General features: G+C 44.4%; 23 protein-coding genes, 2 tRNA genes and 1 other annotated feature. Of the genes, 7 read left to right on the forward strand and 18 right to left on the reverse strand.

Going from position 1 to position 24,661, the window contains the following annotated elements:
- Positions 1 to 347: 347 nt before the first annotated feature.
- Positions 348 to 842 carry a preQ(1) synthase gene (queF, locus tag ACQ4XT_RS05240; RefSeq protein ID WP_226593539.1) on the forward strand — a complete coding sequence of 165 codons (495 nt, stop codon included), beginning with the start codon at positions 348 to 350 and terminating at the stop codon, positions 840 to 842.
- A gap of 38 nt (positions 843 to 880) precedes the next feature.
- Here the strand turns inward: queF and aldA are convergent, their stop codons facing one another.
- From aldA to ACQ4XT_RS05260, 4 genes are all read right to left on the reverse strand, one after another.
- Positions 881 to 2,332: an aldehyde dehydrogenase gene (gene aldA / locus ACQ4XT_RS05245; RefSeq protein WP_446852749.1), complete on the reverse strand. Its 1,452-nt coding sequence runs from the start codon at positions 2,330 to 2,332 to the stop codon at positions 881 to 883.
- 683 nt (positions 2,333 to 3,015) lie between these two features.
- Positions 3,016 to 3,267, reverse strand: coding sequence for a hypothetical protein (locus ACQ4XT_RS05250; RefSeq protein WP_446852750.1), 252 nt, complete (start codon positions 3,265 to 3,267; stop codon positions 3,016 to 3,018).
- Positions 3,268 to 3,376: 109 nt separating this feature from the next.
- Positions 3,377 to 3,487, reverse strand: coding sequence for a YjcZ family sporulation protein (locus tag ACQ4XT_RS05255; protein ID WP_089650761.1), 111 nt, complete (start codon positions 3,485 to 3,487; stop codon positions 3,377 to 3,379).
- Positions 3,488 to 3,591: 104 nt separating this feature from the next.
- A complete protein-coding gene (locus tag ACQ4XT_RS05260) occupies positions 3,592 to 4,248 on the reverse strand; it encodes a M50 family metallopeptidase (RefSeq protein ID WP_446852751.1) in 657 nt (218 codons plus the stop codon).
- Positions 4,249 to 4,345: 97 nt separating this feature from the next.
- Here ACQ4XT_RS05260 and modA point away from each other — a divergent pair, with 97 nt between their 5' ends.
- The gene (modA, locus tag ACQ4XT_RS05265) at positions 4,346 to 5,131 is read left to right on the forward strand and encodes a molybdate ABC transporter substrate-binding protein (protein ID WP_446852752.1); all 786 of its coding nucleotides are present in this window, start codon (positions 4,346 to 4,348) and stop codon (positions 5,129 to 5,131) included.
- Positions 5,128 to 5,802: a molybdate ABC transporter permease subunit gene (gene modB / locus ACQ4XT_RS05270; protein ID WP_446852753.1), complete on the forward strand. Its 675-nt coding sequence runs from the start codon at positions 5,128 to 5,130 to the stop codon at positions 5,800 to 5,802. Before modA ends, modB begins: the two co-directional genes overlap by 4 nt.
- A 32-nt stretch (positions 5,803 to 5,834) precedes the next feature.
- On the opposite strand, the gene ACQ4XT_RS05275 is transcribed toward modB, so the two are convergent.
- Positions 5,835 to 5,907 (reverse strand) — tRNA-Arg (locus ACQ4XT_RS05275).
- 193 nt (positions 5,908 to 6,100) lie between these two features.
- Between ACQ4XT_RS05275 and ACQ4XT_RS05280 the strand changes: the two genes are divergently transcribed.
- Positions 6,101 to 6,742, forward strand: coding sequence for a deoxynucleoside kinase (locus tag ACQ4XT_RS05280; RefSeq protein WP_226593527.1), 642 nt, complete (start codon positions 6,101 to 6,103; stop codon positions 6,740 to 6,742).
- On the forward strand, positions 6,739 to 7,422 hold the full coding sequence (locus tag ACQ4XT_RS05285) for a deoxynucleoside kinase (RefSeq protein WP_226593525.1): 684 nt from the start codon (positions 6,739 to 6,741) through the stop codon (positions 7,420 to 7,422). The genes ACQ4XT_RS05280 and ACQ4XT_RS05285 overlap by 4 nt, the downstream gene beginning before the upstream one ends.
- 36 nt (positions 7,423 to 7,458) lie before the next feature.
- Here the strand turns inward: ACQ4XT_RS05285 and ACQ4XT_RS05290 are convergent, their stop codons facing one another.
- The gene (locus tag ACQ4XT_RS05290) at positions 7,459 to 7,914 is read right to left on the reverse strand and encodes an NUDIX hydrolase (RefSeq protein WP_446852754.1); all 456 of its coding nucleotides are present in this window, start codon (positions 7,912 to 7,914) and stop codon (positions 7,459 to 7,461) included.
- 78 nt (positions 7,915 to 7,992) lie between these two features.
- Entirely contained in the window at positions 7,993 to 9,201 is a 1,209-nt protein-coding gene (locus ACQ4XT_RS05295; RefSeq protein ID WP_446852755.1) for an MFS transporter, read from the reverse strand.
- Between the two features lie 274 nt (positions 9,202 to 9,475).
- Here ACQ4XT_RS05295 and ACQ4XT_RS05300 point away from each other — a divergent pair, with 274 nt between their 5' ends.
- The gene (locus ACQ4XT_RS05300) at positions 9,476 to 9,820 is read left to right on the forward strand and encodes a winged helix-turn-helix transcriptional regulator (protein WP_220584861.1); all 345 of its coding nucleotides are present in this window, start codon (positions 9,476 to 9,478) and stop codon (positions 9,818 to 9,820) included.
- A 160-nt stretch (positions 9,821 to 9,980) separates the two neighbouring features.
- Here the strand turns inward: ACQ4XT_RS05300 and ACQ4XT_RS05305 are convergent.
- The 6 genes from ACQ4XT_RS05305 to guaB all read right to left on the reverse strand — a co-directional run bounded on the left by ACQ4XT_RS05305 (position 9,981) and on the right by guaB (position 16,424).
- Positions 9,981 to 10,073: transfer RNA gene (locus ACQ4XT_RS05305), tRNA-Ser, on the reverse strand.
- A gap of 233 nt (positions 10,074 to 10,306) precedes the next feature.
- Positions 10,307 to 11,581: a serine--tRNA ligase gene (serS, locus tag ACQ4XT_RS05310; protein WP_226593518.1), complete on the reverse strand. Its 1,275-nt coding sequence runs from the start codon at positions 11,579 to 11,581 to the stop codon at positions 10,307 to 10,309.
- Between the two features lie 66 nt (positions 11,582 to 11,647).
- Positions 11,648 to 11,870 (reverse strand) — a binding site (T-box leader).
- Between the two features lie 37 nt (positions 11,871 to 11,907).
- Positions 11,908 to 12,498 (reverse strand): pyridoxal 5'-phosphate synthase glutaminase subunit PdxT, encoded by a 591-nt coding sequence (gene pdxT / locus ACQ4XT_RS05315; protein ID WP_446852756.1) that lies wholly within the window; start codon positions 12,496 to 12,498, stop codon positions 11,908 to 11,910.
- 17 nt (positions 12,499 to 12,515) lie between these two features.
- Positions 12,516 to 13,400, reverse strand: coding sequence for a pyridoxal 5'-phosphate synthase lyase subunit PdxS (gene pdxS / locus ACQ4XT_RS05320; protein ID WP_146814478.1), 885 nt, complete (start codon positions 13,398 to 13,400; stop codon positions 12,516 to 12,518).
- Between the two features lie 118 nt (positions 13,401 to 13,518).
- Positions 13,519 to 14,850 (reverse strand): serine hydrolase, encoded by a 1,332-nt coding sequence (locus ACQ4XT_RS05325; protein ID WP_446852757.1) that lies wholly within the window; start codon positions 14,848 to 14,850, stop codon positions 13,519 to 13,521.
- Positions 14,851 to 14,954: 104 nt separating this feature from the next.
- Positions 14,955 to 16,424, reverse strand: a complete 1,470-nt coding sequence (guaB, locus tag ACQ4XT_RS05330) for an IMP dehydrogenase (RefSeq protein WP_446852758.1) — start codon at positions 16,422 to 16,424, stop codon at positions 14,955 to 14,957.
- A 173-nt stretch (positions 16,425 to 16,597) separates the two neighbouring features.
- On the opposite strand from guaB, the gene ACQ4XT_RS05335 reads away from it, so the two are divergent.
- Positions 16,598 to 17,314 (forward strand): YaaC family protein, encoded by a 717-nt coding sequence (locus ACQ4XT_RS05335; RefSeq protein WP_446852759.1) that lies wholly within the window; start codon positions 16,598 to 16,600, stop codon positions 17,312 to 17,314.
- A 17-nt stretch (positions 17,315 to 17,331) separates the two neighbouring features.
- Here ACQ4XT_RS05335 and ACQ4XT_RS05340 read toward each other — a convergent pair whose 3' ends face one another.
- The 5 genes from ACQ4XT_RS05340 to recF all read right to left on the reverse strand — a co-directional run bounded on the left by ACQ4XT_RS05340 (position 17,332) and on the right by recF (position 24,652).
- On the reverse strand, positions 17,332 to 18,426 hold the full coding sequence (locus ACQ4XT_RS05340; RefSeq protein ID WP_446852760.1) for an HD-GYP domain-containing protein: 1,095 nt from the start codon (positions 18,424 to 18,426) through the stop codon (positions 17,332 to 17,334).
- 189 nt (positions 18,427 to 18,615) lie between these two features.
- A complete protein-coding gene (gene gyrA, locus ACQ4XT_RS05345) occupies positions 18,616 to 21,171 on the reverse strand; it encodes a DNA gyrase subunit A (RefSeq protein WP_446852761.1) in 2,556 nt (851 codons plus the stop codon).
- 80 nt (positions 21,172 to 21,251) lie between these two features.
- Positions 21,252 to 23,174, reverse strand: a complete 1,923-nt coding sequence (gene gyrB / locus ACQ4XT_RS05350) for a DNA topoisomerase (ATP-hydrolyzing) subunit B (protein ID WP_446852762.1) — start codon at positions 23,172 to 23,174, stop codon at positions 21,252 to 21,254.
- Between the two features lie 65 nt (positions 23,175 to 23,239).
- A complete protein-coding gene (gene remB / locus ACQ4XT_RS05355) occupies positions 23,240 to 23,524 on the reverse strand; it encodes an extracellular matrix regulator RemB (protein WP_089650744.1) in 285 nt (94 codons plus the stop codon).
- A gap of 9 nt (positions 23,525 to 23,533) precedes the next feature.
- A complete protein-coding gene (recF, locus tag ACQ4XT_RS05360; protein WP_446852763.1) occupies positions 23,534 to 24,652 on the reverse strand; it encodes a DNA replication/repair protein RecF in 1,119 nt (372 codons plus the stop codon).
- Positions 24,653 to 24,661: the final 9 nt, after the last annotated feature.

The raw sequence follows: 24,661 nt of genomic DNA on the forward strand, positions 1-24,661 counted from the left end.
ATGTTTTGTAAACGTTTTCCTTTTGTGGCTGAAGAAAGCTCTGATCCTTTCAGAGCCACGAACTGCATACTTTTCTGAAAATTTTATGAATTACCTCTATTGTAGGGGATTTTTTCTCATATTTAAAGTGTTATCTCCAAAGATTTACAGAATTAGGACAAGGGAACGAGGTAAATTGACAGCATTCCCCTCTGTTTATATAATGAAACGAGCATAAAAGCTTCATAGTAGAGGTTTCTTAGCCAACCCCTCTATAAAAAACTAAGGACCACGTCTTATGATAAGCCGCAGCCCTTAGCCGCTGCGGCTTTTTTGATTGAAAATACATTCACAAAGGAGCATGCCTCATGCCAGGACGCAACGACCAAGACCTTGATTTATCACTCCTTGGTAACCAAGGAAATTCCTATTCTTTCGAGTATGATCCGGATGTCCTTGAAACGTTTGATAACCAACATCCGAACCGTGACTATTTTGTAAAATTCAACTGTCCGGAATTTACCACCCTTTGCCCGAAGACACGCCAACCCGATTTTGCAACCATCTATATCAGCTACATTCCAGATGTGAAAATGGTGGAAAGTAAGTCACTCAAACTCTACCTTTTCAGTTTCCGGAATCACGGAGACTTCCATGAAGATAGTGTGAATACAATTATGAATGACCTGATTGACTTAATGGACCCTCGTTATATTGAAGTTTGGGGCAAATTCACCCCGCGTGGCGGGATTTCCATTGATCCATTCTGCAATTATGGAAAACCTGGCACAAAATTTGAGCAAATGGCGGACCATCGCTTGATGAATCACGACCTTTACCCTGAAAAAATCGATAACCGATAAAAAAAGAGCTGCGACAAATATCGCAGCTCTTTTGCTCCTTATTTTTTATCATCTTTATACTGCATGTAAACGACCTGAGTGACAAGGAAATCTTCCATTCCGTGCTTACCATCTGCTCCACCAAGTCCTGACTTCCTCATACCTGCGTGGTAGCCCTGGACAGCTTCGAAGTTTTCACGATTGACGAATGTTTCACCGAACTTCAGTTCATTCACGACACGCATGGCTTCATTCATGTCTTCGGTATAAACAGAGGAGGATAATCCGTAATCTGTATCATTACCTTTTTCAATCGCTTCATCCAATGTCTTGAATGTCGTCACAGGAATGACAGGCCCGAAGATCTCTTCCTGCATAATCTGCATATCATGGTTTACATTTGTAAGGATCGTCGGCTTATAAAAATAACCTTTGTCTAAGTCTCCACGTTCTCCTCCAATTTCAACTTTCGCCCCTGCATCGACCGCTTCTTTTACCATGCGCTCCACTTCTTCAAGGCGATCTTTACTTACAAGAGGACCGACATCCGCTTCCTTATTTTCCCGAGGATTGCCCATAGTCATCGATTCAAATTTATGACGTAACTTAGCGATCAGCTCATCCGCCACACTTTCATGAACATAGACACGCTCAGCGTTCGTACACGCCTGTCCATTATTAGCGAGACGGGATGTCGTAATGCTTTCAGCTGCCACATCCAGATCCGCATTAGCCGTGACGATCGCAGGTGCTTTACCTCCAAGCTCCAAATTCACTTTCGTAATGTTCTGCGCCGCCGCTTCCATTACTTTCGTACCTGCTGGCACACTACCCGTCATGGATATCATGTGCACGTTTGGATGAGAGGCAAGGGTGTTCCCGATTTCTGAACCTGTTCCTGTCACCACGTTATAAACACCTTTTGGAATCTCGTCCATTGAGTCAACAATTTTTGTGAATTCCATCGCTGTATTCGGTGTCTGCTGACTTGGTTTTAATACTAATGTATTTCCTGTTACAAGTGCCGTGGCTACTTTACGGGCCAAAATGAACACAGGGAAATTCCAAGGGACGATCCCTGCCACAACTCCGATCGGCTTTTTATAAATGAAGATGTTCTCATTCTTACGGTCACTTGGTACAATTTCACCTTCAATTCTACGTGCCCACTCGGACATGTATCGGAAATAATTGATGGCAAGGTCTACTTCTCCACTGGCAAGCTCATAATCTTTCCCTTGCTCTTCTTGTAATAGATCAATAAAAGTAGCTCGGTTTTCTTCTATACGATCTCCGAGTTTCCTTACGATTTTTCCGCGTTCAATATTCGGCGTAAGCTCCCATTCTTTTTGAGCTTCAAACGCTGCTTTCACTGCTCGATTCACATCTTCTTCTGTGCCTTTAGGTATTTGAGAAATGACCTCTTCGGTCGCCGGATTTAAGATATCAATCCATTCAGATCCATTTGATTCTGTATATTCTCCGTTAATATAAAGTTTATGTTGCTGCATGAAAATGACCTCCTGTTGGGATTTACCATTTTCATTCCCCTTGTGCTTCAGAATAAACAAACCAGTGTTCAACAATATGGCAGGATTGTGTAAGGCTTGATTTCGATATTTCCGTTGGGGATTAGGGGCTCCGGGAAAAGGTTCGCTTTCCGTGGGCGAGTGATGAGCCTCCTCGAGCTAACGCTCTGCGGGGTCTCATCTACCACGCACTTCCCACAGGAGTCTCACCGTTTCCCTCCGCCCCTTTGCCATGTGAGTATCTCGAAACCACTTCTGGAATCAACTCATTTTCAACTGATGGAGATGAGTAGTTTTAAGCACACGTGTCAGATATTTGGATTCCTAACGCTTTATAAAGAGAGAGTCCTGCGCACACCACAAGGACAGTGGAAGACTATTCTGTTGTGAGAAGGGATTCGGGTCTCCCCTATATCGAATGGGGTGGTTGGGAAGCTGCGAGACTCCCGCGGGAGAAAGGAGATCGGCGAGATCCCGCAGGACGTAGTCCGAGGAAGCTCGCCACTCCCCCACAGGAAAGCGAGTAGCTTCCCCACCACCCCTAACGCCCAACACGGCAACGAATCCCGATACATCTCGTAACCGAGTCTTCCACAATCGGGAGCTGATCTGCAATTATTAAGTGTTATTTTAGGCATTAAAAAAAGCCCTGTAGGGACAGGACTTTACCATTCGAGGATGAAACCTTTAATTTTCTTGCCATCGCCGGACTCTGCGTGCTGCTCAGCCTCGAAATAAGGATCCTCTTCCTTAAAATGATAAGAGATTGTTTCAGGTTTGAGATAAAGCTTGTACTCTAAGTCCGTCACCTTTGGAAGGGAAATGTCGGCAACGGTTGTTTGGTCGCCCTCTTCATCAATAAGAAGAATATCAATGTGATCATACCCATGCGCTACTAAGTGTTCTTTTAAATCCATAAACGACTCCTCCGTCCAATTATTCTAGTCCCCTGATACCCTTTTCCAAACTTCAAGAAACGTTTAATTTTATGTAACAGCGGGAAAAGATTCCCGCTCTGTTTATTTATTAGTATCCATAACCGTATCCACGGCCACCCATATAAGATGCACCGATGATGATCAAAAGGATGAACAAAACAACCAATAGCGCGAAACCGCCACCGTATCCTCCGCTCATTCCATTCCCCCCTCTCTTACTTACTTTACTACCTTATTCAGGAGGGCTGAAGAAGGCAGGGCATGTGCGGAATTTAATCTTTTTTCTTCTTTTCATTCACAATTTCAGAAAGGAAAGACACGCTTAACGGAAAGCAGGGCAAAGTATAAGGCTTGTATGAAAAAGGACAATCCCCACAAAGGGGCGGGAATGAATTTTGTCGCTTTTGCCAAGTTTGCTGCGTCCCCGGCTTGTCCTGGAGATACAAAGCTGATCCACATCACCTCAAAAGCACTGGTCACAGACTCAACAAGGACGAGCGAAGCGAGGAACAATAAGACGTATTGGACCGTTTGTTCATGACCAGTTCTTAACAGCCATACAAACCCGGCTCCGAAGGTGAGGATCCAAAATAGACCATACACATTCCTCACCCAGAAAAGAAGATTGATGGCAAGGAACGCCATTAAAATATAAATCATCCATTTATACTGCCCGCGGCTGATGAGAAAAAAGAAGACAAAAGCGAAAAAAGAAGCAAAAACATAGCCGGCCATGCTTGTTAACACTTGCCCGATCCATGAAGTATGGCCGGTCAAAGCAAAACCGGATGTATTGGGAAGCAGGGAAATTCTCCTTACTTCTCCCCCTGTAATCAGCGCCATCAGGGAATGACCACTCTCATGGACCATTGTGTTTAATATAGCGAAATATTTTCCTACGACCGGGAGTTGTGTGAGCAGGAAAGCAAGAATAAGTGCTGAAAGAACCTGTAATTTCATATATGAGCACTCCTTTCTTCGTGACCTTTTTATCGCATTCTTTCTACATATGACGTATCTTAAGAATAGAGCCAATGGTAACAAAAGGGGAATAAACATGCGAAAGTTAACATGGATCTCGTGTTCAATGATTTTACTGTTTTTATGCAGCTGTGCTTCTTCATCGGATTCAGATGAGACGAGCGTAAGAATTGCGGCGGCTGCCAGTTTGAAAGATGTGATGGAAGAACTGACTCCTCTTTTTGAGGAACAATACAAAATAGAAATTGAGACCATATACGGAGGTTCAGGTAAATTGGCAAGACAGATTGAACAAGGAGCTCCTGTAGACGTATTCTTGTCTGCCGACTCTCGTTGGATCGAGCTTCTCAAGGAGCAAAACCTTGTGAAAAAAGATACGTACATAGAGTTTACCACCAACCGAATCGTCCTTATCAGTGACGATTCCAAGCATCGTTTGAATACGATCCAGGAACTAAAACTTACAGAAAACGAAAAACTGGCCGTCGGCAATCCAGAAAGTGTGCCTGCTGGTACTTATACGAAACAAGCGTTGGAAAAGATTCACCTTTGGGAGAGTTTAGAGGAGAAGGTGGTATTCGGAAGCGATGTAAGACAAGTCCTTACTTATGTCGAATCCGGTCAGGTGGACTATGGTTTTGTCTATGCCAGTGATGCCATGATTTCCGATCAGGTAACCACTCTTACACAAATAGACCCTACCCTCCATGATTCGATCATATATCCGGGAATCGTTATTTCAAAAAGCCGGACTAAGGAACAAGGAAAGCAGTTTCTTGCTTTTTTAACCAGTGACCAGGCGACAGAAATTTACAAAGCTTATGGATTCAATCCTATGAGAGGTGGAAAGATAGAACAATGAACTTCGAACCTCTTCTTTTGTCTTTGAAAGTAGCGGGAATCGCTACTTTCATCGTATTTATTATCGGAATCATTAGCGCACGACTCATTTCCAGAAAATTATTTCCCGGGAAAAGTATCTTAGAATCGCTGCTTTTACTCCCTCTCGTCCTTCCTCCGACAGTAATTGGATTTGGTCTCCTTTATTTATTTGGTAAGAATGGGTGGATCGGACAATGGCTCATGGACTGGTTCGGTCTTCAGGTGGTTTTTTCCTGGACCGGGGCAGTCATTGCGTCTGCTGTCGTTGCATTCCCTCTTATGTATCAAAGTGCTTCGGCCGCTTTTGAAAATTATGATCAAAACCTGGAGAACGCAGCTTTAACAATGGGAGCTTCGAAAATAAAGGTGTTCTTCACCATATCACTTCCGTTAGCTTGGCCAGGATTACTGGCCGGCTTAGTCATGACTTTCGCTCGTTCCCTCGGTGAGTTCGGGGCTACATTAATGATCGCAGGCTATATCCCTGGTGAAACAGACACCATTCCACTCGCTATCTATTTTGCTGTCGAATCAGGTCGAATGGAAGAAGCCCTCATGTGGGTGGTTGTGATTCTCTGTCTCGGATTCAGTGCAGTATTATGGCTCACCACGTGGAGCCGGAGGAAGATTAACTTCATAAGGAAAGCATAAAAAAAGCTGAAGCTTCAAATAGCTTCAGCCAGCGCCCCCGGCAGGATTCGAACCTGCGGCACACGGTTTAGGAAACCGATGCTCTATCCCCTGAGCTACGGGGGCGTATGAACGTACGAGTAATATTATACAAAACAAACCAAAGATTGAAAAGCAATTGCACCTTAAAAATATCGCTCGGATGTTACTTCAGACGTATGTATATGATAAAATACTATTTGTCTGTCTAAAAGTATCGTATTTTGTAGGTGAGTGATGTGCACTCACGTTTTGAATTGAGTTTGAAGGAGGAAAAGAGATGGGAGATTTACCTTTCATATCCGTTGAAGGGCCCATTGGGGTTGGGAAAACGTCTCTGTCTAAAAAGCTCGCCTCCCAGTTTGATTTTCATTTACTGAAGGAAATCGTTGAGGAGAACCCGTTTTTAGGCAAGTTTTACGACAATATTGAAGAATGGAGCTTCCAAACGGAGATGTTCTTCTTGTGTAATCGTTTCAAGCAGCTCGAAGACATCGACCGGAAATATTTGCAGTCGGGGAAGCCCGTGGTCGCCGATTATCATATATCGAAGAATATGATTTTCGCACGACGCACGTTGAGAGAAGACCAATTTGACAAGTATGCGCAGATTTTTGATATATTGACACACGATATGCCTAAACCGAATATGGTCGTCTATTTACATGCGAGTTTAGATACTCTGCTCGAACGCATCCGCATGCGTAATCGTGATGTAGAGGCAAATATTCAACCTTCTTATCTTGAACAACTCTCTCAAGACTACGAAGACTTCATGAGACATTTTGAAGCCACTCACCCAGAGATTCCTGTGATCCGTTTAAACGGGGATCATATAGACTTCGTAAAACATCAAGACGATTTAAATTATATTGTTGATCAAGTAAAGCAGCATTTAAATAAAGGAGAAGTTATCAAATGAATGCACGTGAACGCTATGGAATTCCACATGACAGCGTCATAACGATTGCAGGTACGGTCGGTGTCGGCAAGTCAACGATGACCAATGCTCTCGCTGATGCCCTCAACTTTCGTACCTCGTTTGAAAAAGTCGATACCAATCCTTATCTCGACAAATTCTATCAGGATTTTGAACGCTGGAGCTTCCATTTACAGATTTACTTCTTGGCGGAACGCTTCAAAGAACAAAAGAAAATCTTTGAATATGGCGGCGGGTTCATACAGGACCGTTCCATTTATGAAGATACCGGCATTTTTGCAAAGATGCACTACGAAAAAGGGACGATGTCCGCAACCGATTATGAAACGTACCGAAACCTGTTTGATGCGATGGTGATGACACCATATTTCCCTCATCCCGATCTTTTAATTTATCTAGAAGGTTCGTTTGATGATATCGTTTCCCGTATCAAAGAACGGGGACGTCCAATGGAACAAGAAACTCCGATAGAATATTGGGAAGAGATGTTTACGCGTTATGACAATTGGATTGATAATTTCAATTCCTGCCCTGTCCTGCGCCTCAATATTGCCGACTACGACGTACTGAATGACAAAACAAGCATCGAACCCGTCCTGGAAAAAATCGGTCACTTCATCCAACAATCACGTAAATGGCGCTCCAGTCATTTATTGACCTAATCATAAAGAAGAAGCTCCTGATGCGTTGGTCCGACATCAGGAGTTTTTTTGTCTATAATCCTCTATCATCATCCGATGACTGCCAATCATTTTCTCAGGAAAGTCATGAAACTCAAAAAATTTCACCTGCACGGTTTCTTCGGGATCAAAAGCATAGTTCCCACGATAATGTCTAGTGAAATAAGCTGTTGTCACAACGTAAAACTCATCGCCATTCGGAGCTCTACTGAACTGATCCTCCCCCGAGTAAACATTTAACAATTGCAGGTCATCGACTTCCAATCCAGTCTCTTCGAGCGCTTCACGTTTCGCGACTTGTTCCGTGCTTTCTCCAAGCTCCATCAAGCCTCCCGGCAGGCCCCATACACCTTGTGGAGACGTTCGTTCCTGCAACAATATTCGTCCCTTTTCATCAATGATGATCACAACCGATCCAACTAATATTACGGGCCGATGGCCGATAATTGCACGTAAATCCTCAACATAACCCATACCATCCCTCCTCTCTTCCTACCTTTTAGTATAACAAGAGAAAAGGACCCCTTTGAATAAAGGAGTCCTTTTTATAGATTATCGTTCCATCGTACTCAGAATTTTTGTTAGGATGACAGCGCCAGCCACCATCACTGCACCGATCCATGGTGTATGAACAAGACCAATCGTATCAACGATGACACCACCCACAGAGGAGCCGATAGCAATTCCGACATTGAATGCGGCGATATTCAAAGCTGAAGCTACATTGACAGCAGATGGCACATATTTCTCAGCTAATTGAACGACCAAAACCTGCAATGCAGGTACGTTCATGAAAGCAAACAATCCCATGAAAAACAATACAACCAAACTCAACACTTTAAATGGAATGACGAAGGCCAAAAGGAGCAATACGATCGCCTGCAACACAAACATCCAAAACAACGCTTTGATCGGCTTTTTATTTGAAACTTTACCGCCAATCGTATTTCCGATCGCCACCGCAACACCATATATAAGCAGGATCACACTGACAAACTTCGGATCGAAACCTGTCACTTCTTCTAGTAAAGGAGCAAGATACGTGAATGCCACAAACGTTCCACCATATCCTAATCCTGTAATGGCGAAGGAGAGCAGAATTCTTTTTTCTGTTAGTATTTTTAATTGGTCCCGAAAGCTTGCTGGAGGTGCTTCTTCCAGGTTTTTGGGGACAAGCAAAGCACTTGCGATGATACCGATTACGCCGAGCAAGGCTACCCCGGCAAATGTTGCCCTCCAACCGAATGTTTGTCCAATGAATGTTCCTAAAGGTACGCCGGTCACTGTTGCAACAGTCAATCCGGTAAACATAAAGGCAATGGCACTCGCCCGCTTATGCTCAGGGACTAAACTTGCAGCAATGGTCGAACCGATAGAAAAGAATATTCCGTGAGAAAAAGCAGTGATGATCCTCGCAATTAACAGCAAGGTAAAACTTGTCGAAACAGCAGCCACTAAATTACCAAGAATAAAAACAACCATGAGACCCAGCAATAAACTTTTCCGGCTCATTTTATTTGTGAGAGCTGTCAAAACGGGAGCTCCCACAGCGACACCGACAGCATAACCGGATATCAATAGACCAGCAAGTGTAATCGATATAGAAAGGTCATCGGCCATCGTTGATAATAAACCTACGGGTACGAATTCTGTCGTTCCTATACCGAACGCGCTAATAGCAAGGGCCAACAAAGCAAACGAAAAACTTTTCGACTTATGATCAAGAGAATTTTCTTTGATATTCTCTGCGTGTGAACTCATCATTTTCCTCCTCATATATAAATAAGAATGATATCTGAAACTCATGTATCCAGGGCGCCTCTGGATGACAAATCTTATTATGAGCGCTGATCGAACACTTGAGAAGTACGTACTTCTATGTGCTATAGGCACCTGGAAGTAACAATTGTATAGAACAAGGGCTCGCGAGACTGTTCATGCAAAATCTTTTTAACTGATGATCCTTTCGTGTATAGTGAATCGAAGGATATACATGCTAAAAAGAAACATAGGGTCTCTAAAGGAGGTAAATCTCTTGCCAAAATATAATATACCGGTTGAAGCCGCTCTTGAAGTGATTGGAGGTAAGTGGAAGGTCGTCATTCTTTGTCATTTGATCGAAAATAAACGACGGACAAGTGAACTGAAGCGGTTGATGCCTGGAATCACACAAAAAATGTTAACCCAGCAGCTGAGAGAGTTGGAAAGGGATGGTGTCATTAAGCGCATCGTTTATAACCAGGTACCACCTAAAGTGGAATATGAACTGACGGAATACGGATGGACATTAAAAGGGGCATTAGACATGCTGTGTGCCTGGGGTGAGCAACATATTGAAAAGACTTACCCAAATAAAGAAGAGGTATTATTGGATTCTTAAAAAGGATAAAAAAAATCCCTCACCGGAGATGAACGGTGAGGGATTTTCGCTGTGTCCACTTCATTGAGAATAAATAAAACAAAATAAAAAATCGTTACTAGAAGTAACGATTTCTGTTCTATAAATCTCCAATATTTATGCGCTATTGTTGATAATAATATGGCGGAGGAGGAGGGATTCGAACCCCCGCGGGGCGTAAACCCCCTGGCGGTTTTCAAGACCGCTCCCTTCAGCCGGACTTGGGTACTCCTCCGTGTGACCGACAATAAATATATTATCATGGTTGTCCGAATCCGTCAATAAAATCCTTTAATTTTTTTAAAAGAAGTTATTGTCGAACAATCACGAAAAAATGTCACCTAGTTATTATACAAATTCCCTTCCACAGAGTCAAGGACGATTCGCAGTGGCTGTCTCCAAAAACGAAATCAAGAAAAAACACCTGAAACCATTCATAGGATTCAGGCGCTTTTACTATTACAGGTGTTATTTGATGATTTCTTTCCCACCCATGTATGGACGCAGGACCTCTGGTACGATGACCGTTCCGTCTTCCTGCTGGTAATTTTCAAGGATGGCTGCAACGGTACGACCGATGGCTAGACCAGAACCGTTCAACGTGTGTACGAATTCAGGCTTTCCTTTTTCTTCTCTACGGAAGCGAATGCCTGCGCGGCGGGCCTGAAAATCTTCGAAGTTAGAGCAAGAGCTGATCTCCCGATAAGTCTCCTGGCTCGGGATCCATACTTCAATGTCGTATTTCTTAGCTGCTGTGAATCCTAGATCTCCCGTGCACATGCTCATCACACGATAAGGAAGCTTCAGCAGTTGAAGGACTTTTTCCGCATGTCCTGTCAATTCTTCCAGAACATCATAAGATTCTTCCGGCTTTGCCAGCTGGACAAGCTCGACTTTATTGAATTGGTGCTGACGGATCAATCCTCTTGTATCGCGACCGGCAGACCCTGCTTCAGAACGGAAATTTGTGCTGAAGGCTACGAACTTTTGTGGAAGGTCTTCAACAGATAAAATTTCTTCTCTATGGAAGTTTGTGACTGGAACCTCAGCTGTTGGCACGAGGAAATAATCCCAGTCTTCAATTTTAAACGCATCTTCTTCGAATTTCGGTAATTGACCTGTACCTGTCATCGCTGTGCGGTTGACCATTTGTGGTGGCAGCATTTCCTGATAGCCGTGTTCATCTGCATGCAGATCCATCATGAAGTTGAGTAACGCACGCTCTAAACGGGCCCCAAGTCCTTTATAGAATACGAAACGACTTCCCGTTACCTTGGATGCTCTTTCAAAATCAAGGATGCCTAAATCTGTCGCTACATCCCAGTGAGGCTTAGCTTCAAAATCAAATGTCGGGATCTCGCCTGCTTTTCGTGCTTCAATATTGTCTTCTTCATCCCCTCCGACAGGTACACTTTCGTGGGGGATATTCGGGATAGATAAGAGAAGCGTTTCAAGTTTCTCTTCCACTTCTTTCAACTCTGTATCAAGCGTTTTGATACGATCGCCAACTTCGCGCATTTCTTTGATCTTGTCATCGGCGTCTTCCTTCGCTTTTTTCAGTTGGGAAATTTCCTTGGATACTTCATTGCGCTTTGCTTTCAATTCTTCTGTTTCTTGAATCAGCTCACGGCGTTTGCTATCCAAGTCACCGAAGGCATCCAAGTCAGAGAGATCTTCTCCACGATTTTGCAGTTTTCCTTTAACTTCTTCAAAGTTCTGGCGTAAGTATTTCATGTCCAACATGTTTACTTCCTCCTTTATATAATCAGTTCAATGGATTGGAAGCTAAACAAAAAGCTCCCGTCCCTAATAAGGGACGAGAGCTTTGGTTTATGCTTCCCGCGATACCACCCAAGTTGAAGGTCTGTGTGACCTTCCGGCTTCACTCATAACGGTGAGTACCGGTCTGACCTACTTCTTTTCAGTCAGACACTCAAGGATGGATTCACATGGCTTCTCCGTCAGTTCTCACCAGCCACTGACTCTCTTTGAGAAGAAGGGACATGTTACTATTTCCTGTCATCGCGTTCATTTATGGTTTGTGTTACATAAGATTAGCGGATTCAGAATTATAATGCAAGTGTTTTTTTAGCTTCTTCTACCATTTTGACAAAATGTTTTGTCAAACGGTGGTCATCCGTCAACTCTGGATGGAAAGAACAAGCTAAATAGTGACCTTCCTGAGCGGCTACAATATGACCGTCATAACGAGCCAGCACTTTCGTATTTTCTCCAACTCCTTCAATGTAAGGAGCACGGATAAATACGGCATTGAACCCTTCTGCTACACCTTCAATATCAAGATCGGCTTCAAAACTTTCACGCTGGCGTCCGAAAGCGTTACGCCGGACTTTGATATCCATGACTCCTAGGTGAACGTCATAAGAACCATCGATTTCTGAAGCGAGTAGGATGAGCCCTGCACACGTACCGAAAATCGGGTTACCGCTTTTTCCGAACTCACGGATCGGCTCCAGAAACTCGTACTTATCAATGAGTCTGCGGATGGTCGTACTTTCACCACCAGGGATAATCAAGCCATCGATCTCTTTCAGCTGTTCAGTTCGTTTGACGACAACGGCGTCAGCACCTGTTGCTTCGACAGAACGAACATGCTCACGGAATGCGCCTTGCAGGCCTAATACACCGATAGTAGTCATGCTGCATTCTCCTTTGCTTACTGGCTGCGATCTTGCATGCGCTGTTCAGGAGTAAGGGTGGACATTTCCATACCCTTCATGGCTGTTCCAAGACCCTTAGACAATTCACCGATCAACTTGTAATCGTCATAATGAGTCGTTGCTTCAACGATTGCACGTGCGAACTTTTCAGGGTTGTTGGATTTGAAAATACCAGACCCAACAAATACTCCGTCTGCTCCAAGCTGCATCATCAAGGAAGCATCCGCAGGAGTTGCGATACCGCCCGCAGCAAAGTTCACGACAGGCAGACGTCCTTCTTCACGGATCTCCATCAATAGATCGAATGGAGCACCGTTTTCTTTTGCATAGACCATCACTTCATCTTCTGAAAGTCCACGCAAATGACGGATCTGAGACTGAACCTGACGCATATGGCTGACAGCCTCTACAATGTTTCCTGTTCCAGGTTCACCCTTTGTACGAAGCATGGATGCACCTTCACGGATGCGGCGTGTCGCTTCACCCAAGTTACGGCAGCCACATACGAATGGCACTGTGTAGTCATCTTTTTTGATGTGATAGATTTCATCAGCTGGAGTAAGAACTTCACTCTCATCGATATAGTCTACGCCCATAGCTTCAAGGACGCGTGCTTCTGTAATATGCCCAATACGAGCTTTTGCCATAACTGGAATTGAAACAGCATTCATCACTTCTTCAACGATCGTAGGGTCTGCCATACGAGCAACCCCGCCCGCTGCGCGGATATCTGCTGGAACTCGTTCAAGAGCCATTACTGCTACTGCGCCTGCTTCTTCAGCAATTTTTGCTTGTTCTGCGTTTACGACGTCCATAATGACGCCACCTTTTTGCATTTCTGCCATGCCGCGTTTTACGCGATCCGTACCTGTTTGTGCCATGTTGATTCCTCCCTAACAGCTCTATAGTTTAAGCATTTCATTTTGAATCATAGATTCTTATCCTCTATTGTAACGCAATACTATATTAAATCCCACTGGTTAAATAGGGATTTTTCACCTAAAACCAGCCTTTGACCATATCTACTGCGCCTGTGAAGATATCACTGAAAAATTCACCGATCGCACCGAGAGTCAGCATAAACCAGTTTGCTTTTTCTACACTGGAAGAAGTGACGATATCAACGGTTTGTCCACCTTCAGAAAGAATATTTCCGTAGTCCTCTTCTCCGTTATAAACAAGCTTTGCTGTTCCTACTTTTTGTCCTTTTTCTACAGGAGCAACAAGATTACCTTCGTCATCCAGCTGGTCCTCAGAGATGCTGAATTCAATCTCATATTGATCATCTTCCCCACTTTTCACAAGTGTGCTTAGGGCTGCACTAGTTTCAATCGCAACCTGGTCTTCTTTTCCTTTTGCGACAGGAAGCGTTGACTCTTCTTCAGGAGTGGCTCCTGCTGCGAAAAGTTCCTGACGTGAGAATTGATTGAATCCGTAGTCCAGCAGTTGTCTCGTTTGATTGAAACGGGATGCTCTGGATTCAGATTTCATAACGACGGAGATAAAACGTTGTCCGTCTCGCTTTGCCGTTCCTGTAAACGTGTTCTGAGCGAGTTCTGTGTAACCTGTTTTCAATCCGTCCATACCTTCGTACTCGAACTGCTCCAAGTTCTGCCCTGGCATACCCGGAAGCATCCAGTTCCAGTTCGTCACGGTTTGTCCGGCAAAATCAAGTGTGGGTTTGCTTGAAATTTCAAGCGCTTCCGGATAATCATTTGTTAAGTGGTATGCAAGCAGTGCGGCAGACTTCGCTGAAAGCATATTCGTTGCTTCAGGGTCTGTGCCTTCAGGATAATTGTCTCCTAAGTGAGAGTTATTCAGTCCTGTTGCATTCACGAAATCATAGTCAGGCAGTCCCATTTCTGCTGCTTTTTCGTTCATCATTTGAACAAATTCACCTTCACTGCCAGCAATCAATTCCGTAAGAGCGATGGTTGTCGCATTATCCGAGTTGATTGCCATCGCCTCATATAACTCACGTACAGTATATTGTTCGTTCAACTTCAGTCCAACCCCTGAAAACTCAGGGTTTGCCGATATATCAAAAGCGTATTGACTAATTTGTGTTGTCGTATCCCAGTTGATTTGACCTTCCTCAATTGCTTCCATGACAAGATATTCGGTCATCATCTTCGTCATACTGGCAGGAGGTAATGTCAAATCCGCCTCTTTTTCAAATAAAATCTTCCCTGTTTCCGCGTCCACGAGTATTGCCGATTCTGCGCCAACATCTACGCTTGCGTATGTATGTCCAGGATTTATGGACACAGCAAAGAACCCCATAAGCAATGCCAACATCAAGGCCATAGATGTTTTAATTCTTTGTGTCACTTTCTCAACCTCCACCCTTAAAATATGCATCTTTGTTATTTTATCACATGCGTATATAAAAGAATAGACAGGGAAAAGTCCCTGTCTATCACTTTTTATACGGGTCAAACGGAGTAGTTTGGCGCTTCTTTTGTAATTTGGACATCATGGGGGTGACTCTCTCTTAAACCAGCCCCTGTAATTCTTGTGAATTGAGCGTCTGTACGTAAAGCACTGATGGTTGGTGTACCACAGTACCCCATACCCGAGCGGATACCGCCGAGAAGCTGATGGATGGAGTCGGCCAATGGTCCTTTGTATGGCATACGGCCTTCAATCCCTTCCGGCACAAGTTTCTTCGCTTCTTGATCGTTTTGGAAGTAACGATCTTTTGATCCGGATTCCATGGCACCAACAGATCCCATTCCCCGGTAGACTTTAAAGCGGCGGCCCTGGAAGATTTCTGTTTCTCCAGGACTTTCAGAAACCCCGGCTAGTAAGCTTCCGAGCATGACAGCATGTCCACCTGCAGCAAGAGCCTTCACGATGTCTCCGGAATATTTGATTCCTCCGTCGGCGATGACAGGCTTGTTGTATTTCTCTGCTTCTCTCGCACAATCATAAACGGCGGTGATTTGAGGAACGCCGACACCTGCAACGACACGGGTCGTACAGATTGAACCTGGACCGATTCCGACTTTAACAACGTCCGCACCTGCTTCGATCAATTCGCGTGTTGCGTCTGCTGTACCTACGTTTCCTGCAATAATATTCACTTTTGGGTGACGGTCACGGATGCGCTTCACCTGCTCGATCACACCCTGAGAGTGACCATGTGCGGTATCGACAACAAGAGCATCGACACCTGCTTCCACTAGTTTATCAATACGCGTCATTGCATCCGCTGTGACACCGACAGCTGCTGCACAAAGGAGACGCCCCTGTTCATCTTTTGCTGATAAAGGGAATTCGATCACTTTTTCAATATCCTTGATGGTGATCAATCCTTTAAGAATCCCGTTATTATCTACCATCGGAAGCTTTTCAATCTTATATTGCTGCAAGATTTTTTCTGCTTCATCCAATGTGGTTCCTACAGGTGCTGTGACAAGATTTTCACGCGTCATGACGTCACTGATTTGTATCGAATAATCTTCGATGAAACGGAGGTCACGGTTCGTGATGATTCCGACAAGTTTCTGTTCTTCTACACTATTGACGATCGGCACACCGGAAATACGGAATTTCCCCATTAAATGTTCAGCATCAAATACCTGGTGTTCCGGAGTCAAAAAGAACGGGTTCGTAATGACGCCGCTTTCGGAGCGTTTCACTCGGTCGACGTGTTCGGCCTGCTCTTCAATCGACATATTCTTATGAATAACGCCAAGTCCTCCCTGACGTGCCATCCCAATCGCCATTTTAGCTTCCGTCACCGTATCCATTCCAGCACTAATGATCGGCATATTCAGACGTAGCGTCGGGGACAATTCTGTTGCCAGTGAAACATCACGCGGCAAAACATCGGACTTAGCAGGCAAAAGTAGTACATCGTCAAACGTTAAACCTTCTTTTGTAAACTTGTCTTCACGCATGCTTGACCTCTCCTTTTCTTCTTAAAATAGTTTGGGTGAAAGTGGGTAAAATAAGTGGTATATTCTCGTAACACCAATTCTTATTGTTATTTACAATACGACAATGGTCGGGCTTTTTCAACCATAAAAAAATGGGTGAGAATTCCTTTTATGTTAGAAAGGAGGAACTTTCTTTGCACTCGACAGACCCAATTCTCACTTACCTTCAAGTGACCGCACATACAAGACCCTTTTTGTTTTCTTGTTATGAAAAGATCAACCACTCAAGAGCCGAGCATCATGCTTACAATAATGCAGAACGGTTCATTCACGGACTCAGCCTCGGTCAGGATTATTGGTCGACAGCTTTACATACTCCATTGAGTGTAAAGCCTCTTCTTTTTTATTATGGAATGAACCATTTCATTAAAAGCTGTCTGTTGACGGTTGATCCTGGCTACCCTGCAACAGCAAAAGTGCTCGCCCACGGGCTGTCCACGCGTAAAAGAAAAAAGCAGCATTACCGTTTTTTAGAGGACGATATCCGTATACAGCCACATGGATTATTTCCGCACGCCGCTGAGCATTTGTTTCAATTTTCTTCAGATAAAACAAAGATATCCATGGATGAATTACTCCGGCCTCTTCCTGGAATGGAAGAGCTGTTTCACCTGAAAAATCCTGGTCCTATTACCATTGAAGAAGAATGGCCCGAGCTGTTGGCTTATTTCGCTGTGCTTTATAACTTAAGTATGCTCGTCCGTTATGAAGGAGATTGGTGGGGGGAGATGGAGCAGATGAAAGATCGGGAGGATTATGTATTCATCGTACATTTTCTAAATTCAGTCTCGAATCGTATTCCGAAAATTTTCGCTTCCTGGCTTAAAGACCAGTTTGCATCTATTTCATGACACAAACCGGCCTCTACTTATTCATATACTTCTTCAATATGAAGATCCAGTTGTTCTTTCAACGGGAGGATTTGTCCGTCTGCAATGATTCGAACAAGCGGCCTTGTCGGGTTTGTCTCTTCAACGAAGATCACTTCTGCTTCTCGATGATCAGACAACCGTATTTTAGTTCCTGTAGAGTAACTGGTCATTTCTTTAACTAAAGCGCTGATCACTTTATGATCATAGCGTCCGAACTGCTCCTGAAGGATTTCCTCGAGCACTTTATAAGGCGACTGTTTCCTTCGGTACATCCTCTCAGACGTCATGGCGTGGTACATATCACAGACAGCGATAATCTGACTGAACGGATGGATTTTATTCTGACTGACTCCTAAAGGGTAGCCTGTTCCATCCAAACGTTCATGATGCTGTAAAATAGCAACCTTCGCGTGATTGCTCAAGGAAGAGATTTTTTCTACGTTGCGATAACTGTAAGTCGGATGTTTTTTCACCATCTCATATTCCTTCTCTGTTAAAGGGGATTCTTTCCACGTAATGCGTTCACTGATTTTCGCCATTCCACTATCTGCAAGAAGTCCGGATAAACCGACTTGAATCCATTCACCATAATTGTATCCCATTTTCGATGCCAAATAACTAGATAGCAGCCCCATCGCTACACTATGATGATAGATGTAATCTTTACTGGAGGTATAATGATGGAGTGAGAAAACTTCCCTCTCTGAAGAATCGACAGCTCTCTCAAGCAGAGGAACCATCACTTTACGGATCGCGCTCATATTTACAGGCGATCCCCCCTGCCAGGAAATGAACCACTTTTTATACTCCTTTACAGCAGCTAAATAGGATTCGAAAAAAGGAAGGACCGGTTCCTCTGAACGCAGATCCTGATGTATATCTTCTTGATTTTCCTTCTCAGAAGCAATGAAAAGCGATCCGTCTGACCGACGGTTGGATACTTCAACGATATCAATCTTAAATTTCTTCAGTACATCAATATGGACGGGCTTTAGGGTCGTATTCTTAGGGACAATCGGTCGATTCGTCCGCCCCATGACATCTTTCGTCAAGAGACAGCCCGGTTCCAGTTGTGATGTAGCGATCCTCATGACAACGAACCACCTTTCTCTAGTTACTCCTATGTAAAATCCATTAAATATAGTTCCATATTACCATGAACGATTCAAATAAATAGAAAATATTGAAAAATTATTTGGTAACGTTTCTCTTTTTTTATATAAAAAAGCCGCCTGCCGAAGCAAATCGACAGGCGGCGGATATCATAAGCGTTTGCTTACTTATGATTCATCGGACTCTTCTTCCGTTGTTTCAGCTGGTGATTCGGCCCTTTCTTCAGAAACCTCATCTTGAGATGCGGCTTCTTTTTCAAGTGCTTCTTCCACCAATTCGTCTTCTTCTTTTTCTGACTCTACACGGGCGACGGTCGCGACTTCTTCCCCATCCCCAAGACGGATTAAGCGTACACCTTGTGTGTTCCGTCCGGTTTCAGAGATACTTTCCATCGGCATACGGATTAAGACACCACTCTCTGTAATGATCATGATATCTTCTTCACCATTAATAGCTTTCGTAGCGACGACCTGGCCATTTTTATCTGTCAGATTACACGTAATGATTCCTTTACCACCACGGTTGGTAATCCGGTATTCGTCAGCAGGGGTGCGTTTTCCATAGCCTTTGCTCGTGACCGTGAGCACTTGCAGAGAATCATCAAGGATTTCCATCGATACGACTTTGTCGTCTTCACGGAGGGAGATCCCTTTGACACCTGCGGCTGTACGTCCCATGGCACGGATTTGATCTTCATTGAAACGGATCAAGTATCCATTCTGTGTGCCGATCATGATATCTTTCGTTCCATCCGTCAGCCGGACAGAAATCAGCTCATCATCTTCACGCAGGCCGAGAGCGATCAGACCACCTTTTCGGATATTCGCAAATTGGGAGAGCGTCGTCCGCTTCGTGATTCCGTTCTTCGTTGTAAAGACGAGGTACCAGTCATCCACAAAGTCTTCAACGGATATGACAGCATTGATCCACTCATCCCGTTCGACATTCAACATGTTGATGATTGGAATGCCTTTAGCCGTCCGGCTGAATTCCGGTACTTCATAACCTTTAGCTTTATATACTTTCCCTTTGTTGGAGAAGAAAAGCAGGGTGTTGTGAGTCGACGTAGACAATAGGTGTTCGACGAAGTCCTCTTCGTGTGTTCCCATGCCCTGGACGCCTCGTCCACCTCTACGCTGTGAACGGTAAGTGGATGCAGGAAGACGTTTGACATATCCCTGGTGAGTGACCGTGACGATGACCGTCTCTTCAGGGATCAAGTCCTCATCCTCGATAAAGTCTGTTCCGCCAAGGACGATTTCTGTACGGCGCTCATCATTGTAGCGCTCTTTCACATCAAGCAGTTCTTCACGAATGATTTCAAGAACCTTTTCATCATCAGCAAGGATGGCTTTCAATTCTTGAATCAATTTCATAACTTCTTGATATTCATCCTCAATCTTTTCACGCTCTAAACCTGTCAAACGCTGCAGACGCATATCAAGAATCGCTTGTGCCTGCTTTTCAGAAAGACCGAAGCGCTCCATCAAACCGGTACGTGCAATTTCAGTCGTTTGAGATTCACGAATCAGTGAAATCACTTCATCCAGGTGGTCAAGCGCAATACGCAGACCAGCAAGAATATGAGCACGAGCTTCTGCTTTTCTAAGTTCGTATTCGGTACGGCGGCGAATGACAACTTTTTGGTGTTCCAAATAGTGCTCAAGGCACTGTTTCAAGTTGAGCACTTTCGGGTGCCCGTTGACGAGTGCTAGCATATTGATACCGAACGTTGATTGCAGGGCCGTCATTTTGTATAGATTGTTGAGAAGCACGTTCGGATTAACATCACGGCGTAATTCAATAACGATACGCATACCATTACGGTCCGACTCATCACGAAGATCGGTAATGCCATCGATTTTCTTATCGCGGGCAAGATCGGCAATTTTTTCAACAAGTCGGGCTTTGTTCACCTGATAAGGAAGCTCGTGCACGATTAAACGGGCTTTGCCGTTTGCTTGTTCTTCAATTTCTACATCCGCACGGACCGTGATGGAGCCTTTCCCTGTTTCATAGGCTTTGCGAATGCCACTTAAGCCGAGAATTTTACCAGCTGTCGGGAAGTCCGGACCATAGATATGGTTTTCCATCAATTCCTGGATGGTAATATCCGGGTCTTTACTGAGCGCGAGCACCGCATCAATAACCTCACCAAGTTGGTGAGGTGGGATGTTTGTCGCCATTCCGACCGCAATCCCTGAACCACCGTTGACGAGCAAGTTCGGAAACTTGGATGGAAGCACTACAGGTTCCCGCTCTGTTCCATCGTAGTTATCGTTATAATCGATGGTATCTTTGTTGATATCACGCAAAATCTCCATGGAAATCTTGGACATACGTGCTTCCGTATAACGCATGGCGGCTGCGGCATCTCCGTCCACCGAACCGAAGTTTCCGTGTCCATCGACGAGCATGTATCGGTAGTTGAAGTCCTGTGCCATACGCACCATCGTGTCATAGACAGCAGAGTCCCCGTGAGGGTGGTACTTACCAATGACCTCACCTACGATACGTGCAGACTTTTTGTAAGCTTTGTCCGCATGCATCCCAAGGTCATGCATCGCATATAATATCCTTCTGTGTACAGGTTTCAAGCCGTCTCTGACATCAGGAAGGGCACGGGCCACGATGACACTCATCGCATAATCCAGGAATGAAGTTCGCATTTCGTGACTGATGTTGACTTCCTGCACGCGCGGACGTTCGGGTTGATCCACCATTCTTTTACCTCCTAGTTACCTAAAAGGGGAAAGGATATGTTCGCCTCTCTTTCCCACTCTTTCATGACATTTGTTTTATATTAAACATCAAGGTTTTGTACGTATTGTGCGTTCTCTTGAATGAAGTTACGACGCGGTTCGACTTTGTCTCCCATAAGAATATCGAAGGTTTCATCCGCCCCCATCGCATCCTCTAAGCTGACCTGAAGCATCGTTCTCGTTTCAGGGTCCATTGTCGTTTCCCAAAGCTGTTCCGGGTTCATCTCTCCAAGACCTTTGTATCGCTGAACACCGGGCTTCGGTGAACTGGAAAGCTCCGCAAGCTTCGCATCCAGCTGCTTATCACTATACGTGTAGTAGATCGCTTTTCCTTGCTGGATCTTATAAAGCGGGGGCTGAGCAATATAGATATAGCCATGTTCAATCAATGGACGCATATAACGGTAGAAGAACGTCAATAGTAAAGTACGGATGTGTGCACCATCGACGTCGGCGTCGGTCATAATCACAATCTTATGATAACGTGCCTTTGAAATATCGAATTCTTCCCCGATTCCTGTACCAAGGGCGGTAATGATGGCACGGACTTCGTTGTTGGAAAGGATTTTATCCAGGCGTGCTTTTTCAACATTGATGATTTTACCGCGCAATGGCAAAATCGCCTGAAAATGACGATCTCGTCCCTGCTTGGCAGATCCACCGGCAGAGTCACCCTCAACGATATAAAGTTCAGAGATGTTAGCATCTTTGGACGAACAATCCGCCAGTTTACCCGGCAGGTTGGAAACCTCAAGCGCATTTTTACGGCGCGTCAATTCACGAGCTTTCTTCGCAGCCATTCTCGCTCTTGAAGCCATCAATCCCTTTTCAACAATCGTCTTCGCCATGTTCGGATTTTCGAAAAGGAACTTTGTGAAACTTTCTGAGAACAATGAATCCGTAACGGTACGGGCTTCACTGTTGCCGAGCTTCGTCTTTGTTTGACCTTCGAACTGCGGGTCCGGATGTTTGATCGAGATGATCGCTGTCAAACCTTCTCGGACATCGTCTCCTGTCAAATTCGGATCCGTCTCCTTGAACATATTGTTCTTACGTGCATAGTCGTTGATCACACGTGTCAAACCGGTCTTGAACCCGGATTCGTGCGTCCCGCCTTCATACGTATGGATGTTGTTGGCATAGGAATAAATGTTGCTCGCGAATCCATCGTTGTACTGCATGGCGATTTCTATGGAAATCTCGTCCTGCTCATCCTCGATGAAGAAGGCATCATGCAGGGTTTCACGCGTGCGGTTCATATGTTCGACATAAGAAAGGATTCCGCCTTCGAAATAATAATTCACAGGCTCTTCATCGGTACGTTTATCTTCGATTGTGATCGTAAGCCCCTTGTTAAGGAAAGCGAGCTCACGCAAACGATTAGCCAGAATTTCGAACTTATATTCCTCTGTTTCTGAGAAAATTTCAGGGTCTGGTTTGAATTGGATGCGTGTCCCGGTCTGATCAGTCTCTCCGATCACCTTCAAGTCTTCTTCTGGAACACCACGGTGATAAGCCTGGTAATGGATGTTTCCATCACGGTGGACGAACACTTCCAGTTTCGTAGATAAGGCGTTTACGACGGACGCCCCTACACCATGGAGTCCTCCGGATACTTTATATCCGCCTCCGCCAAACTTACCTCCGGCGTGAAGAACGGTCAAAATGACTTCAACAGCGGGACGTCCTGTTTTCTCCTGAATCCCGACAGGAATACCACGGCCGTTATCGGTAACCGTAATGCTGTTGTCTTTTTCGATCGCGACTTGAATATGATCGCAAAAACCGGCCATCGCTTCATCGATACTGTTATCGACGATTTCCCATACGAGGTGGTGAAGGCCTTTTTCGTTGGTGGAACCAATATACATTCCTGGACGTTTTCTTACCGCTTCTAATCCTTCCAGTACCTGTATTTGACTCTCATCATATGCCTGCTGCTCTTCGATAATATCTTCCTTCATGGTACTCACCTACATTTCTCAAGTGGTTTATCTCTAATCCCTTACGTCTCTCATCTATCGGTATATTAAAAATCGGACTCTTCCGAGAAATCTTCCAGTTTGTTCAGTGTCGTCATCATGTTCGCCCGCTTCTTCAGGGTATAGACAGATAATGGGCTGAAATAAATGACATCATTGGTGATGACGATGGCTTTCGCCTGGTGGTCTTCCGTTTCAATGACCTGCTTTTCCTTACGTTGGTTATGAATCATTTCTTCAATGATGGAAGAAGATGAAATCAAACTATGATCAATGATCGCTACGACATCCTTCGACTGGATGACGTGATCATCCCCGATATGAATGAACAATTCGCCACCTCATTTCTCTACGTCTATCGTTCCTTCTTTCACACGGAAAATTTCCGCTTGTTCCAATGCTTCATGTTCAATTCCATCGATACTCGTCGTAGAAACGAACGTCTGCACTTTTCCTTGAATCGTATGAAGCAGATGCGATTGCCTAAAATCATCCAGTTCACTAAGTACATCATCAAGAAGCAAAATGGGATATTCGCCTACTTCACTATGAATCAGTTCAATTTCAGCGAGTTTCAAAGACAAAGCTGTCGTCCTCTGCTGGCCTTGTGACCCATACGTTTGGACATCTTTTCCGTTCACGTAAAAAACCAAATCATCCCTATGTGGTCCTGCCAACGTCGTCCCGCGTTCCACTTCTTTTGATTCAATTTCTGCAAACTTTTCAGAGAATGTATTCTTTATTGTTTCCAAATTCATATCCTCTGATACTCGTACACTCGCATCATAAGCAATTTCCAGCTGCTCCAGCTGCCGGCTGATTCCTTCGTGGATCGGTGTCGCCCACGATCTAAGAAGCTGTAGGAATTTGAAGCGGCGTTCGACAATCGTTGTCGCATGTTCAATAAGCTGTTCTGTCAAAACACCGAGCATCGTCCGGTCCGCCCCCGGCTTTCGCTGCAAATCTTTCAACAGATGATTTCGTTGTCTGAGAATCTTCTGATATTGACCTAAGTGATATATATATGTGGGCTGTATTTGGCCGATTTCCATGTCAATAAACCGACGACGCACCTGAGGACTCCCCTTTACAAGATTGAGATCCTCAGGTGCAAACATCACCACGTTCAAAGCGCCGATATAGTCGCTCAGACGCTTTTGCTCAATATGATTCAATTTCGCTTTTTTCCCCTTTTTAGAAACGATGATTTCAAGAGGGAAGCGACGATTCCGTTTAAAGATACTCCCTTTTATTTTACCATACTCTTCGTCCCACTGTATCAGTTCTTTGTCTCTTGGGGTACGATGGGATCTTGTAAAAGCGAGGACATAGATCGCTTCCATCAAATTGGTTTTTCCCTGGGCATTTTCACCAATGATGACATTGATCTTATGGTCGAACGTCAATGAGAGCTCATCGTAGTTCCTGAACGAACGTAATGATAACTCATGGATATACATACGACTGAC

Source organism: Halobacillus sp. 12SKB (genome assembly GCF_052941655.1).